The sequence below is a fragment of the Neorhizobium sp. IRS_2294 genome (assembly GCF_050500145.1).
Classification (GTDB): Bacteria; Pseudomonadota; Alphaproteobacteria; order Rhizobiales; family Rhizobiaceae; genus Neorhizobium; species Neorhizobium soli.
The window spans coordinates 722037-736534 of record NZ_CP191439.1; the positions used below are offsets into that span (position 1 = coordinate 722037).

The window sequence follows — 14498 nt, forward strand, 5'->3', positions numbered from 1 at the left end:
CGCAAACGCGCGTCGGTTGATTGTGCTTAAGCCCGGCTCTGGTTCGGCAGCAGGCCGGCGCGCTTGTCGGCTTCCAGCGAGGACGCGCAATCGGCATAGGCTTCCTGGCGCGCCACGCTCCAGTATTTGAGCTCGTCAACCGGGATCTGAGCACCCGTCATCGCGCAGATCACGTATGAACCGCTGCTGACGATCTGGTAGTCGCCATCCAGGTACCGGATTTTCGCCTCGCGGAAGCTGCCGCCTTCGAACCGGTTCATCTGTCTGCGTCTCCTGCGAAAAAACATCGGATTGCTCGCGCGTTATGCCGTCATTCCCTACACCGCGTCTGGCGCGCCTTCAAGTCCGCCCGAACAGGCGTTCGATGTCGGAGAGCTTGAGTTCGATATAGGTCGGGCGGCCGTGGTTGCAGGTGCCGGAACCCGGCGTCGCCTCCATCTGGCGCAAAAGTGCATTCATCTCGTCGGGCCGAAGCCTGCGCCCTGAGCGCACCGAGCCGTGGCAGGCCATGGTGGCCGCGACATATTCGAGCTTGCCGCGCAGGGCACCGGCCGTGCCCCATTCAGCCACTTCGTCGGCGAGATCGCGGATCAGCGAGGATGCATCCACTTCGCCCAGCATCGCCGGCGTCTCGCGCACGGCAACCGCGCCGGGACCGAACCGCTCGACTGCCAGCCCCAGCCGGTCGAGTTCTTCCGCATGCATCATCAGCCGGTCGCATTCCTCTTCCGGCAGATCGACGATCTCCGGAATGAGCAGAACCTGGGACGCCAGCCGCTTGTCGTTCAAAGCCTGACGCAGCGCCTCGTAGACCAGCCTTTCATGGGCCGCATGCTGGTCGACGATGACGAGGCCGTTTTCCGTCTGGGCGACGATATAGTTCTCGTGCACCTGCGCACGGGCCGCACCCAGCCGGTGGCGCTGCCGGTCCTCCGGGACATGCACCGTTTCAGATATGGCATCGTCCGTGCGGGCCGCCGGCATGGTTAGACCGTCGAAATCCTGCTGCGCCCGTTCCCCGAAGCCGAACGGTGCCTGCAGCGGCCGGGACGGCGATGCCGCAGGGCTCCAGGGCGCTGGCGTCGGGGGCCGATAGGCGTGGCCGGATGAAAACCCCGGCCTGAACGCCTGCATCATGCCGGATGCGCCGGTCGTGTTCGCCCGGTCGCCCTCGCGGTGCAACGCCTCGCGGATGGCGCCGACGATCAGCCCGCGTACCAGCCCCGGATCGCGAAACCGGACGTCGGCCTTGGCCGGGTGTACGTTGACATCCACCAGCGCCGGATCGAGCGTGATGGACAGAACCGCCACCGGATAGCGACCGGACGGCATCCGCTCCGCATAGGCGCCGCGGATGGCCGACAGGATAAGCTTGTCCTGCACCGGCCGTCCGTTGACGAAGGCGTATTGATGTCCCGAATTGCCCCGGTGGAATGTCGGCAGGCCGACGAAGCCGGTCAGGCCCACATCCTCGCGCATCGCGTCGATCTCGATCGCGTTGTCGCGAAACTCGGCCCCGAGAACCTGCGCCATGCGCGCCAGATGGTCCTCGCCGGTCGCCGGCAGGTCCAGCGTGGTGCGGTCGGAGCCCGACAGAACGAAACGCACATGCGGAAAAGCGATCGCCATCCGCTTGACGATTTCGGTGATCGCACCGGCTTCCGCCCGTTCGGTCTTGAGGAATTTCAGGCGCGCCGGCGTCGCAAAGAAGATGTCACGAACTTCGACCACCGTGCCGGGATTGGCCGGTGCCGGCCGCGCCGCGGTCGTCTTGCCGCCGGTCACCGACACCTGCGAGCCGCTGTCGCTACCTTGGCGCCGGCTGGTGATCGTGAGTTTCGCGACCGACCCGATCGACGGCAGTGCCTCGCCGCGAAAGCCGAGCGTTCTGATATCGTCGAGCGTCGTCGCGATCTTCGAGGTGCAGTGGCGGCGGATCGCGAGGTTGAGATCGGCGGGCTCCATGCCCGATCCATTGTCCGTGACGCGCAGAAGAGACTTGCCACCGCCCGCCGTGGCGATCTCGATGCGCGTCGCACCCGCATCGATGGCGTTTTCGACCAGTTCTTTGACAGCGCTTGCGGGTCGCTCGATGACCTCGCCGGCAGCGATCTGGTTGATAAGCGTTTCGGAAAGCTGCTTGATGAACATGGCGCTATTTTCAAGGATTTCCGGCGGGAAGGAAAGGCTGCCGGATGGTTTGTCCCCTGCAAGCCCTGCAGCAAGCCTATCTTAATTCGGCCTTAACCGAAAACCGATATTCAATCTGAGTTGAACAGGATGAACCCGGGAGAGCGCCAGCTCTCCGCAGAGGAACCGATGTATGGGCCGGCTGGGCACCCGTACACGAGGATCGGCCCTTTGTTCGAGGACTTGAAGCCAGCATGTGTCTTACCCGACTTGATTAATTGAGACGGATTGCACCGCATGGTGCCGGCGATTGGCCGAGTCTGTGAACACACAGGGGGTTTTGTCACATGAATGATTTGGCGTCGGCGGACGCGGACATTCAGACTGCGATGATGGAAGTGATTTCCGAGGCGATCTCGGGTGGGCACTCAGGCGGCCTTGTCGTCTACGACAAGAACGACCTGTTGATCTTTGCCGGTCAACAACTGACCATCCTTCTCGGCATTCCTGACAGCGTCCTTGCACCCGGTACACGGCTGCGCGATCTCCTTGGTGCCATCTATGACGGCGGCGGACGGTTCATGTCCGAGACCGGCGGCACAAAACGATTGCTCAGCCGCGACGACTGGATTTCCGACAATATTGCCACGCTCTGGAAGGAGCGGCACGAGGCGCTGATGCGCCGTGGTGCCGATCGCTGGATCAGTCTTGCCAAACGGCGCCTGCCGTCAGGCTACGGCGTCTGCATCCTCCGGGACGTTTCCGAACAGCGCAAGCGCGAAGAGCAGTGGCGCGCCGACATGGAGCGTGTGCAGTTGACCGAGGATATCCTCGACAACCTGCCGTTCCCGGTCATGGTCAAGGACACCAATCTCGCCTTCGTCGCCGTCAACAAGGCTGCCTGCCGGTTTCATGATCTCCCGGCCGAAGCGCTGCTCGGCTGCACGGGGACCGACATCCATGCTCCGGCCTTGGCCCAGCGGCTCGACGGTATCAACCGCCGGGTGGTGGAAGACGGCGAGGAGATCCAGCTCCCGGAGCGTCTGACGCGTCCGGATGGCTCGCAGATGGTGATCGTCGCCAACAAGTACCGGATCGGCAAGCCGGGCCGCTACTATCTCGTCACCGCCATGCAGGACATTTCCCGGATGGTAGAGGTGGAAGAGGACGGGCGTGGCTTTATCCGCTTGTTCGACGACCCCAATCTGTTTTCCGCCAAGCTGCATCGCAAGACCAAGATGCGCGACGCTTTGCAGGGCGCGGATCCCGATATCGCCGGCAGCCAGATCCTGATCGTCTCGAGCGACCCGCTTTTCACCGGAACCGCGAAGGCGATCCTTGCGGATTTTCAGGTCGAGGCATCCTCGGTCGTTGATGAACACGAACTGGCGCTTTGCCTCGAACTCGTGTCCAACGCCGCGGTCAGGGTCGATCTCATCGTCGCGGATCGCGATCTGGCGTCCGCCTGCCGCGCCATCGGCTCGGATTACGACAAACAGGTCGTGGCCTTCGATGCTGCGGCTCTCGAAGAGCACCTCGTTCCGACCCTCAGCCGCGAACTGACCAAGTTGCATGGACCTGTCGAACAGGACGAAGAAGACAACTGGCAGATACTGCCCGATGACCGTCAGCCTTGCGTCGATATCCTTGTTGCTGAAGATAACGAGGTGAACCAGATCGTGTTCTCGCAGATCCTCGAAAGCCTCGGGTACCGCTATGCGATTGCGGTCGATGGAGAAGAGGTGGTCAGGATGTGGCACGAGCTTCGTCCCTCGCTGGTGTTGATGGATGTCACTCTGCCGACCCTGAACGGCTTCGAGGCAGCGCGGGCGATCCGCACGCTCGAGGAAGAAGGGCAAGCGTCGACACCGATCGTGGGCGTCCTCGCCCAGGCATTCGACCGCGACCGCGAGGAATGCTTTGCATCGGGAATGGACGACGTGATCCTGAAGCCGATCAGTCCCGATGTGCTGGAAACCCTGTTCGCGAAATTTCTCGTCGTTGCCGGTTCGCAGCAGATGCTGTCTTGAGCATGGATCGGAAGCGCGGGCGGCTATCCCGAAACGCTACGGTTCCGCTATGAAATGTTAAGCTTTGTCCCGCATCGTCGCCTATCAAATGTGGTGCAAGCGGATAAACTTATGACGTTGGCGGAAAACCCGTTGCCGCAGCTCCGTCAGCATGAGCTGCAGGCCAAGGCTTATAGCGACCCGCTTACGGGTCTTGGAAACCGACACCGTATGCGCGACAAGGTTCACCTTCTCGCCGCAGAGCGTGCAGCCGATCCCGCCCCGTTTACTGTTTGCATTGCCAATCTCGATGGTTTCAAGCCGATCAACGACCTGTTCGGTATGGAAGCGGGCGACGAGATCCTCTGCCAGGTGGCGCATCGCCTCAAGGCCTGCATTCCGGATGGCGCAACGGTCACTCGTCACGACGGCGACGAGTTTGCCTTCGTGCTGCCGCTCGTCTTCGAGCGCACCGGTGCCGAACGGATCGGCCAGATGATCCGGGATGTTCTTTCCGCACCCTATGATCTGGGGGATCGCAATGTGCGTCTCTCGGCGTCCTTCGGCTTTGCCATCTACCCCTTCGCCGGCGAGCATTTCGAGGAACTGCTGAAGAGCGCTGAAACCGCGCTTTACCGGTCCAAACGCCGCGGTCGCGGCCAGATCACGGTCTATTCCCAGGAAATCGCGCAGGAGATGATGCGCGCGACGCAGCTTGAACAGGCGCTGCGCCATGCGATCATCAGCGATGCCGTGGATGTCCATTTCCAGCCTATCGTGCGCCTGGACGATGGATCGGTCGTCGGGTTCGAGGCACTCGCGAGATGGAACGACAAGGATCTCGGTTTCGTATCGCCCGCCGTCTTCGTGCCGCTTGCCGAAGAGCGCGGTTTCATCGATGCGCTGTCGGAAACCCTGCTGCGCAAGGCAGCCGAGGCAGCGCTGTCCTGGCCGCGGGATCTGTTCCTGTCCTTCAATCTGTCCTCCGCCCAGCTGATGGACCCGACGACCACGGAAAGCATCCTTTCGACGCTCGCCCGCGTCGGGCTCGATCCGCATCGGCTGGAATTCGAGATCACCGAAACCGCCGTGATGACCTCGGCCGATACGGCAGAGCGCATCATCACGGATCTTCGCAAGGCAGGCGCGCGCATCTCGCTCGATGATTTCGGCACCGGTCAGTCCAGTCTCGGACGTCTGCGCGACTTCACCTTCGACAAGGTCAAGATCGATCGCGCCTTCGTCTCCCGCATCACCTCGGACCGTGCCTCTGGACACATCGTCAGGGCGATCATCGCCATGTGCGACGGTCTGGAACTGGAAGTGGTCGCCGAGGGCATCGAGCAGCCGGAAGAAGCGGAAATGCTGCGATCGCTGGGCTGTGCCATGGGGCAGGGCTATTACCACGGCAGACCCGCCGATACGGCCTCGACGCTGCGCTATCTGAGCACCCATCACCGCGACTTCATGACCCCCGAACGGGACTGATCTTCCGCCTCCACCACCGTTGAGGAGAGGGCGCGGAGTGGACAGTCCGCGCCGCGTCTGATGCTCGCACGGGGCTGTCCGCTGCGCGATGATGTGGTTTTGCAAGCCGCATTGCGAGATCACCATGTCCGTTTCGAACGATCCCCTTCTGCAGCCGTTTCAGCTGAAGCATCTCACCCTCAAGAACCGCTTCATGTCGACGGCGCACGAACCGGCCTATTCCGAAGACGGCATGCCGAAGGATCGTTACAGGCTCTACCATCTCGAAAAGGCAAAGGGCGGCATCGCGCTCACCATGACCGCAGGTTCCGCGATCGTCTCGCAGGACAGTCCACCCGCATTCGGCAACCTGCACGCCTATCGCGACGACATCGTGCCGTGGCTGAAGAAGCTCACCGATGACTGTCATGAATACGGCACGGCGGTGATGATCCAGCTCACCCATCTCGGGCGCCGGACCGGATGGAACAAGGGGGCCTGGCTTCCTGTGCTGGCGCCATCTCCCATTCGCGAACCCGCCCACCGCGCCTTCCCGAAGGAGATCGAGGACTGGGATATCGAGCGCATCGTTGCAGACTATGCCGATGCCGCCAGCCGCATGCAGGCGGCGGGTCTCGATGGCATCGAGATCGAAGCCTACGGCCACCTGATCGACCAGTTCTGGTCGCCCGCCACCAACCACCGCGACGATGCGTTCGGCGGATCGCTCGAAAACCGCATGCGGTTTTCGACCATGGTGATCGATGCGGTGCGCAAATCCGTCGGTCCGGATTTCATCGTCGGCATCCGCTTGGTTGCCGACGAGAACTGGGACAAGGGGTTTTCCCGCGAAGAGGGGATCGAGATCTCCCGCCGGCTGGTGGCGTCGGGCGGCATCGACTTCCTGAACGTCATCCGCGGCCATATCGATCACGATGCGGATCTGAACGAGGTTATCCCGATCCAGGGCATGCGATCCTCGCCGCATCTCGACTTTGTCGGCGATGTCAGGAAGGCGACGAAATTCCCGGTCTTTCATGCGGCCCGTATCGCCGATGTTGCAACGGCCCGGCATGCGGTCGCCGAAGGCAAGCTCGACATGGTCGGCATGACCCGTGCCCACATTGCCGATCCGCATATCGCGAACAAGGTAGCAAGTGGCAAGGAGGCGACCATTCGCCCCTGCGTCGGTGCGACCTACTGTCTGGATCGCATCTACGAGGGAGGAGAGGCTCTCTGTATCCACAATGCGGCGACGGGGCGCGAAGCCTTGCTGCCGCATGTGATCGAAAAGTCAGCAGCTGTCCGAAGGGCCGTCGTGATCGGTGCCGGTCCTGCCGGGCTCGAGGCGGCCCGCGTGCTGGCAGAGCGCGGCCATTCCGTCACCGTGCTTGAGGCAACGGGGGAGGCGGGTGGCCAGATCAATCTTCTGGTTCGCAATCCGCGCCGCCGCGAGATGATCGGCATCATCGACTGGCGGCTGGCGGAGCTTGAGCGGTTGGGTGTCGAGATTTGCTACGACGTGTTTGCCGGCGCCGACGATGTCCTCGAACTCGAGCCCGAACTCGTCGTCGTCGCAACCGGCGGCATACCGCAATCGCCGCAACTTGAGGCGGGCGAAGAGCTTCTGACCTCCAGCTGGGATATTCTCGCCGGATCTGCCAAACCCGCAGGCCCGGTTCTGCTGTTCGATGACAATGGCGGCCATCCGGGTATGAGTGCCGCCGAAGTCATCGCCACATCAGGCGCGGATCTCGAGCTTGTCTCCCCCGAACGCTTCTTCGCACCTGAGATGGGGGGCATGAACCATGTCCCCTACGCACGGATTTTTGCCGAGAAGGGTGTCCGCGTGACGATCAACACGCGGTTGAAGTCGGTGCGGCGTGACGGCAATGCATTGGTGGCAAGCCTCGGATCCGATTACGCAAAGGATGTGGTCGAGGAAAGGCGTGTCGCACAGGTCGTGGTCGAGCACGGCACGGCCGCGAACGCGGATCTCTATTTCGAGTTGAAGCCGCTCTCGCGCAATCTTGGCGCCGTGGACTACGCGATGCTGATTAACAGAAGAGCGCCGCTGCTGCCGAAGAACCCCGGCGCGGCTTTCGATCTCGTGAGGATCGGCGACGCTGTGGCAAGCCGCAATGTCCATGCAGCGATCTACGATGCGCTGCGATACTGCTCGCTTCTGTAAACCGCGCACGAAAAAGGCGGCATTATCAATGCCGCCTCTTCCATTCAATCGTCTGTCACGTGGCGTGTAGCCCGTTCCAGGTCCCTAAAATTAGTTCTTAGGAGCCGTCGACGGAGTTGTGGCGCCATTTTCAGCCGGTGCTGCCGGAGTTCCCGGAGCCGGGTTCATCGTGGACGACGTGGTCGATGTGTCGGATGCTGCCTGCTTGTCGTCCAGTGTCTTGAACTCTGGAGCAGACTTCAGCGCTTCGGCCGTTTCGGTGGTCGACAGACGCACTTCGTTGTTGTTCTGTGCATCGCGGGTGAGCGTCAGCTTGCTGATCGGAAGGGCTACATCCTTTTCGCCGATGCCGAGGAAGCCGCCGACGCCGACAACTGCTGCAACGAGTCCGCCGTTTTCTTCAAACAGGAGGTCGTTGACGTCACCGATGCTTTCGTTAGCCGAATTGTAGATCGACTTGCCGATGTAATCGTTGGCGCTGACCTGGGTGGTCGCCTGTTCGGTCAGGTAATTGCCGTCTGCAGTGGCAGCCATGCCACCTGCTGGTGCAGCCGGAGTCGTTGTCGTGGTATCGGCCGGTGCCGAAGGTGCTGCCGGTGTCGCCGGAGCAGGCTGTGCCGTCTGGGCAAAAGCCGGCGCAAGTGTGGTGGACGCCATGAGAACGGCTGCTGCGGCGATCGTGCTGAGAGTCTTTTTCATCGTGTTCCTACCTTTTCCATCTAATTCGTCGTGAAGGACGGCTTCTCGGATTGAAGGGCCGTCTCGACCAAGAAGGACGCGTTCGTTCTGCTTGGCTTCGGTAGGGAAATGGCCGAAACGCCGGTTTGGTTCCGCATTTCCATGCCGTTTTATTAGGCAGAGACTGCGGAACGTTTCAGCACTTGGCGGGTTTGGGGCTTTATCAGCGAGAATATAGATCCTTAAAGTCAGGCCGAGTATCGGGGTTCCTGACCAAGCGTGACTGGAACGGCGAGTTCGAACAACGCTCCCGCCAGCGGATCGGAGGTTCGGGCGTCCTGGTCCATTCCCTCCCAGGCTGATGTGACAGCCAAGCGCCCATTTCCGATCACGACAGGGCAGGTCGTTCTCTTGGCGGGCACTTCGAAACGCGCGAGAAGGACACCGTCCAGACCATAATGGTCGACCGCACCTTCACCCCAGCGGGCGTTCCAGATCGTGCCGTCCTGATCGCAGATCGCGCCATCCATTCCGCCGGGGCTGCCGCTGCCATCGATGAAGAGGGTGGGTTTTGACGTCGGGAGTCCGGTCAATGGATCAAGGTCGACACGCATGAGGTGGTTGATGCGCGTGTCGACATAATAGCCGATGCTTCCGTCCGGCGAAAAGCAGATCGCATTCGGAATGCTCATCTTGTCAAACAGCGTCGTGACCTTGCCGCCCACGACATGATAGATCGCACCCGCGCCTTCCGCAGCGGTGCGCCCCATCGTGCCGATCCACAGCGCACCGGAAGGGTGCAGCCGGCCGTCGTTGGAGCGGTTGTCCGGCTTGTCCTTCTCGAGGTCGCAGTGCAGGGTCAGTTCGCCGGTGGCGCGATCCCGTATGAAGAGCCCTTGATCGGAGGCGATCAGCTGCCGCTCGGCGTCGACCGGCACGAGAACGCTCCCCATTATGGGGAGGATCTGCACAGATTCTTTGCCGGTGTTGATGTCGAGCGAGCGAAGCTGCTTTTCGAGAATGCTGAACCACCAGATCGTCCCGGTGTCCGCATCAAAGCTGGCTCCTTCGCCAAGTTCACAAGGCGTCGAGGACAATACGCTACCCTGGAACGGGTGAGAGACAAAATCGGCTGTGGTCACGGGCATCCTCCGCAGAAGCTTCTGTTCGTTGCAGAATTAACGCGAACCGCCGCGATGGCTAGCCGCGTCATCAGATTTTCCCTGACAAATTCCTGAAACCATGCGACAAGATTCGCAAATGCGAGAACCTATCACCATCACGTGGTGACGTTTGCGTGCGTAAGGTCTGGTCGGAGCAAGAAGCAGTATATGTCTAAGACCGAAAAAGCCGAAGAGATGTCCTTTCTCGACGGCAGTGTCGCCGAAATCGCCACCCTGCAGACCCAGTTTGATGTCATCCGGTTCCTGAAGCGAGTGACGCAGTATTATAACTGTCGCACCTTCATGGTTCTCAACCTTCCGTCGATCACGTCTCGCGAACTGTCCGAAAATACCGTCGTTACCAATTGGCCGGCGGAGCTGATGTCGCAGTTCGACAAAAGCGGTCTGATGCAGACCAGCTCCGGCCTTGCACATCTGCGCAAGTTCACGACGCCCTTCGTCTTCGATCTCTCGAGCGATCGCGGCGTGATCAATTCGAGCGACGAGGTCACGCAGATCTTTTCCGGGTTCGGCATCCAGCGCGGCGCCTGTTTCCCCGTCCATGACCGGCTCGGCAATCGCGGCGCCGTTTGCTTCGGCGGTACGGGCAAGACATTTGACCAGCAGCAGATGATGGAACTGCATTATCTCTCGGTTCACGTCTATGAACAGCTGGCGCAGATCCGCAGCCTCGACGTCAAGACCAACGATGTCCTGACCGAACGCGAAGTCGATTGCCTGAACTGGACGGCTGCGGGTAAGACCAGCGCGGAAATTGCCGAGATCCTTGGACTCTCCGAGCACACCGTAAACCATTATCTCAACCGCACGGCCCGCAAGCTCGATACCGTCAACCGCACCCAGGCGGTTGCCAAGGCGTTGCGATCCGGCATCATCAAGTAACGATGCGGGCGATCATTATTTGATCAACGCCTCTGTTTTCTACGCGGTCAATTGATCGTTCACTGGGCAAATTCCCAACGCTCTCGAGTTGCTTGTCCCTAACACCCTGTTTCGACTACGTAAACATCCGCATTACGGTCTGGCATGGTTCGTGCTTGTCTACAGGCAGGTCCAGAGGGGGCTGAAAGCGTCCCAAGAGGCGCGATAAAAACAAGCCGCTACCCGGGGCGCCGTCTGGCTGCCATCCGGGTAGCGGCTTTCTTTTTTCTGACGTGGGGCGTTTCAACGAAGCGTCTTGCTCGAGACCGGTGACACTTCCTATATAAGCCTTGGATCCGGCGCGGGCAGTTTGTGTCGAGATCGCTATCAGGAGCAGGCAATGTCCGACGTCACCAAGGAACAGGTTCTGGCGGTTCTCGCGAAGGTTCGCGGACCCGACCTCGAGGGTGATATCGTCTCTCGCGGAATGGTCTCCGACGTCTTTATCTCCGACAAGAAGGTCTATTTCTCGATTACGGTGCCGGCCGATCGCGCAACCGAACTCGAGCCGCTGCGCATGGCCGCCGAACGGACGGTCGCCGCGATGCAGGGCGTCAACGGCGCGCTGGTTACGCTGACGGCCGATCGCAGAGCTGGAACGGCACCTGCGAAGACGGCACCTCCGCCAAAGCCGCAAGCGTCTGCCGCCGGTCACGCGCATCCGCACACCCCCGCCACACCCGGGCCGAGACAGCCCGCACCGAAAGCCGGCGTTCCGGGCGTGGGTGCCATCATCGCGGTAGCGTCCGGCAAGGGCGGCGTCGGCAAATCGACGACAGCAGTCAATCTGGCACTCGGTTTCCAGGCCAACGGTCTCAAGGTGGGCATTCTCGATGCGGATATCTACGGCCCGTCCATCCCGCGTCTCCTCAACATCTCCGGCAAGCCGCAGCAGCTTGAAGACCGGAAGATCGCCCCGATGCAGAACTATGGTCTGAAGGCGATGTCGATCGGCTTTCTGGTCGAGGAGGGCACCGCGATGATCTGGCGCGGCCCGATGATCCAGTCGGCACTGCTGCAGATGCTGCGCGAAGTCGGCTGGGGCGAGCTCGATATTCTCGTAATCGACATGCCGCCTGGAACCGGCGACGTGCAGCTGACGCTCGCCCAGCAGGTGCCGCTTGCGGGAGCCGTGATCGTCTCGACGCCGCAGGATCTCGCCCTGATCGACGCCCGCAAGGCCATCGCCATGTTCGGCAAGGTCGAGATACCTATCCTCGGCATCATCGAGAACATGAGCTACTTCCTCGCTCCCGATACGGGCACCCGCTACGACATCTTCGGCCATGGTGGCGCAAAGTCGGAAGCCGAGCGCATCGGCGTTCCCTTCCTCGGCGAAATCCCTTTGACGATGGACATCCGCGAACGCTCCGACGCGGGCACGCCGGTCGTCGTTTCCGATCCGGACAGTGCATCCGCCGCCGTTTATCGGGAGATCGCATCCAAGGCCTGGGCAGAGATTAAGGGCAAGCCGCTGCGCAAGGCGCCTGCCATCGTTTTCGAATAGAACCTATTCGAGTTTGGACGGTCTCCCGGGCAGGAATACACGGTCAGTGGCGGTCAATACTCTGAAATCGCCTCTCTTTTTGTTTCTAAATTGTTAAACATCGCCGCTAGACGTCTGCGGCGATAGTGAAAGCGTGCAGTTGCAGCCCTTGCCTTGTGCAATTGCTGTCTTTATAGGCGCCTCCCGCCGGAGGGCGCTTCCTTGCTCTTCGCGGGCGGAGCGAAGTATCCGCATTTTTCCGTTGAAAGGCTGGCTCGAACGCCAGATGCCGAATGGGCCACCCAGCAGAACATAGTGCCGCCGAGAAAACCAAAGGACATGGGCTGTTCGCGCTTGCGCTCGGCTCGGTCGGTGTCGTCTATGGCGATATCGGCACGAGTCCGCTCTATGCCTTTCGCGAGGCGTTGAAGCCCGTCGCCCATGACGGCGTCACGCAGATGGAAATCATCAGCCTCATCTCGTTGATGATCTGGACGCTGACTATCATCGTCACCTTCAAATACGTTCTGTTTCTCCTGCGTGCCGATAACGATGGCGAGGGCGGCACGCTGTCGCTTCTGGCGCTCATGACCAAAGGCGCGTGCGGTAATCGGGCTGTCCTGATGCTGCTCGGACTGATCGGCGCCGCGCTGTTTCTGGGCGATGCGATGATCACGCCGGCGCTGTCGGTCCTGTCTGCGGTGGAAGGCCTGAAATACGTATCCCCGCATTTCGAAAGTGCCGTTCTGCCGATCTCAATTGCCATCCTGGTTGCGCTGTTTGCCATCCAGTCGAAGGGCACCGGCATGGTGGCAAAGTTCTTCGGACCGATCACCACCGTCTGGTTTCTCGTCATGGGCGGCATCGGCCTGGTGCATATTTTCGACGACCTTAGTATTCTTGCCGCCTTCAATCCATTGCATGCCTTCCAGTTCATGAGCGAAGAAGGCTTTGCCGGCGTCGTCGTTCTCGGCGCCGTCTTTCTGACCGTGACCGGCGCGGAAGCGCTTTATGCTGATCTCGGCCATTTCGGTCGCCGTCCCATCCAGTGGGCTTGGTTCGTTTTGGTCTTTCCGGCACTGACGCTGAATTATCTCGGTCAGGGCGCCATGGTGCTGAGCCATCCCGCAGCGATGAGCGATCCGTTCTATCTGATGTTCCCGCAATGGGCGCTCGTTCCGGTCATCATTCTCGCCACCTGCGCCACCATCATCGCAAGCCAGGCTGTCATTACCGGCGCCTTCTCGCTGGTGCGCCAGGCGATCCATCTCGGATATCTGCCGCGCATGCAGATCCTGTTCACCTCGGAAACCAATACCGGCCAGATCTTCCTGCCGGGCGTCAACACGCTGCTTCTGGTCGGCGTCATCGCGCTGGTTCTTGGTTTCGAGAGCTCCGATGCTCTGGCCACCGCCTACGGCATCTCGGTAACCGGCGCCATGGTGGTGACGACGCTGATGGCGTTCGAGTTCGTTCGGCTGAGATGGCGCTGGCCGCGTGTGCTGGCAACCCTTGTGCTCGCGCCGCTTCTGCTGCTCGAATTCGTTTTCCTGGGCGCCAATCTCTTGAAGATCCATGATGGCGGCTGGGTGCCGGTCATGATGGCGATCGGCTTTACCGTCGTCATGTGGACCTGGAAGCGGGGTGCTGCGATCCTGTTCGAAAAGACCCGCCGCATCGATGTGCCGCTGCAGACCTTTATCCCCATGGTGGAAAAGAAAAGCGATCATGCTCCGGTGTCCGTGCCCGGCGTCGCCATCTTCCTGACCGGTGATCCGCAGACGGCACCCGCGGCCTTGCTGCACAACATCAAGCACAATCACGTGCTGCATGCGAAGAACGTCATCCTGACCATCATCACGGTCAACAAGCCGCGCGTCTCGATCGAGGACCGCTACCGGGTCGAGAAGCTGTCGGATCGTTTTACGGTGATCGAGCTGCGATTCGGCTTCATGCAATCCCACAATGTCTCGCAGTCGCTTGCCTATTTGAGAAAGACCGGCTTCAAGTTCGATATCATGTCGACGTCGTTCTATCTCGGCCGACGCAAGCTGGTACCGGACGCAGCCTCCGGCATGCCCATGTGGCAGGACCGGCTGTTTATCGCGCTCGCCAATGCCGCAACCGATCCGTCCGACTATTTCCACCTGCCGGCCAACCGCGTCGTCGAACTGGGTTCGCACGTCATCATCTGACGGAAAGGGTGACGGAGAGGTCGCCTAAAACCCGCGTGGCATTTCGGACACGAGCCTCTGACGTTTAAGTGAAAATGCCCAAATCCCAGCGTTACAAGGGATTCTGTCTATAAGCGTTAACTGCTCATCAAGGTTAATGATTGATGTTTGACCCATCGATCAGTCATTGAGGTCCCTGGTTGACCTGCCTTGTGGAGTAGCCGGTTTTGCGTTCGAAGACCGTACAGCGTCGAAAGT

The 14498-nt window shown here is 60.8% G+C and carries 10 protein-coding genes; 6 read left to right on the forward strand and 4 right to left on the reverse strand.

Annotation, left to right across the window (positions count from 1 at the left end; genetic code table 11):
- Positions 1-26: 26 nt before the first annotated feature.
- Together ACQY1K_RS03390 and mutL are read right to left on the reverse strand one after the other, a co-directional pair.
- Positions 27-260, reverse strand: a complete 234-nt coding sequence (locus ACQY1K_RS03390; protein ID WP_062579337.1) for a DUF2093 domain-containing protein — start codon at positions 258-260, stop codon at positions 27-29.
- 79 nt (positions 261-339) lie between these two features.
- Positions 340-2151: a DNA mismatch repair endonuclease MutL gene (gene mutL, locus ACQY1K_RS03395; RefSeq protein ID WP_430258309.1), complete on the reverse strand. Its 1812-nt coding sequence runs from the start codon at positions 2149-2151 to the stop codon at positions 340-342.
- Between the two features lie 326 nt (positions 2152-2477).
- Between mutL and ACQY1K_RS03400 the strand changes: the two genes are divergently transcribed.
- From ACQY1K_RS03400 to ACQY1K_RS03410, 3 genes are all read left to right on the forward strand, one after another.
- On the forward strand, positions 2478-4160 hold the full coding sequence (locus tag ACQY1K_RS03400; RefSeq protein WP_430258310.1) for a response regulator: 1683 nt from the start codon (positions 2478-2480) through the stop codon (positions 4158-4160).
- A gap of 111 nt (positions 4161-4271) precedes the next feature.
- Positions 4272-5627 (forward strand): putative bifunctional diguanylate cyclase/phosphodiesterase, encoded by a 1356-nt coding sequence (locus tag ACQY1K_RS03405; RefSeq protein ID WP_062579341.1) that lies wholly within the window; start codon positions 4272-4274, stop codon positions 5625-5627.
- A gap of 124 nt (positions 5628-5751) precedes the next feature.
- Positions 5752-7797 (forward strand): FAD-dependent oxidoreductase, encoded by a 2046-nt coding sequence (locus ACQY1K_RS03410; RefSeq protein WP_430258311.1) that lies wholly within the window; start codon positions 5752-5754, stop codon positions 7795-7797.
- 90 nt (positions 7798-7887) lie between these two features.
- Here ACQY1K_RS03410 and ACQY1K_RS03415 read toward each other — a convergent pair whose 3' ends face one another.
- Together ACQY1K_RS03415 and ACQY1K_RS03420 are read right to left on the reverse strand one after the other, a co-directional pair.
- Positions 7888-8496: a PRC-barrel domain-containing protein gene (locus ACQY1K_RS03415; protein ID WP_184654001.1), complete on the reverse strand. Its 609-nt coding sequence runs from the start codon at positions 8494-8496 to the stop codon at positions 7888-7890.
- A gap of 227 nt (positions 8497-8723) precedes the next feature.
- Positions 8724-9617 carry an SMP-30/gluconolactonase/LRE family protein gene (locus tag ACQY1K_RS03420; RefSeq protein WP_430258312.1) on the reverse strand — a complete coding sequence of 298 codons (894 nt, stop codon included), beginning with the start codon at positions 9615-9617 and terminating at the stop codon, positions 8724-8726.
- A 189-nt stretch (positions 9618-9806) separates the two neighbouring features.
- Between ACQY1K_RS03420 and ACQY1K_RS03425 the strand changes: the two genes are divergently transcribed.
- From ACQY1K_RS03425 to ACQY1K_RS03435, 3 genes are all read left to right on the forward strand, one after another.
- Positions 9807-10541: a helix-turn-helix transcriptional regulator gene (locus tag ACQY1K_RS03425; RefSeq protein WP_062453693.1), complete on the forward strand. Its 735-nt coding sequence runs from the start codon at positions 9807-9809 to the stop codon at positions 10539-10541.
- Between the two features lie 379 nt (positions 10542-10920).
- Positions 10921-12087 (forward strand): Mrp/NBP35 family ATP-binding protein, encoded by a 1167-nt coding sequence (locus tag ACQY1K_RS03430; RefSeq protein ID WP_184653999.1) that lies wholly within the window; start codon positions 10921-10923, stop codon positions 12085-12087.
- A 272-nt stretch (positions 12088-12359) separates the two neighbouring features.
- Positions 12360-14261 carry a potassium transporter Kup gene (locus ACQY1K_RS03435; protein WP_430258313.1) on the forward strand — a complete coding sequence of 634 codons (1902 nt, stop codon included), beginning with the start codon at positions 12360-12362 and terminating at the stop codon, positions 14259-14261.
- Positions 14262-14498: the final 237 nt, after the last annotated feature.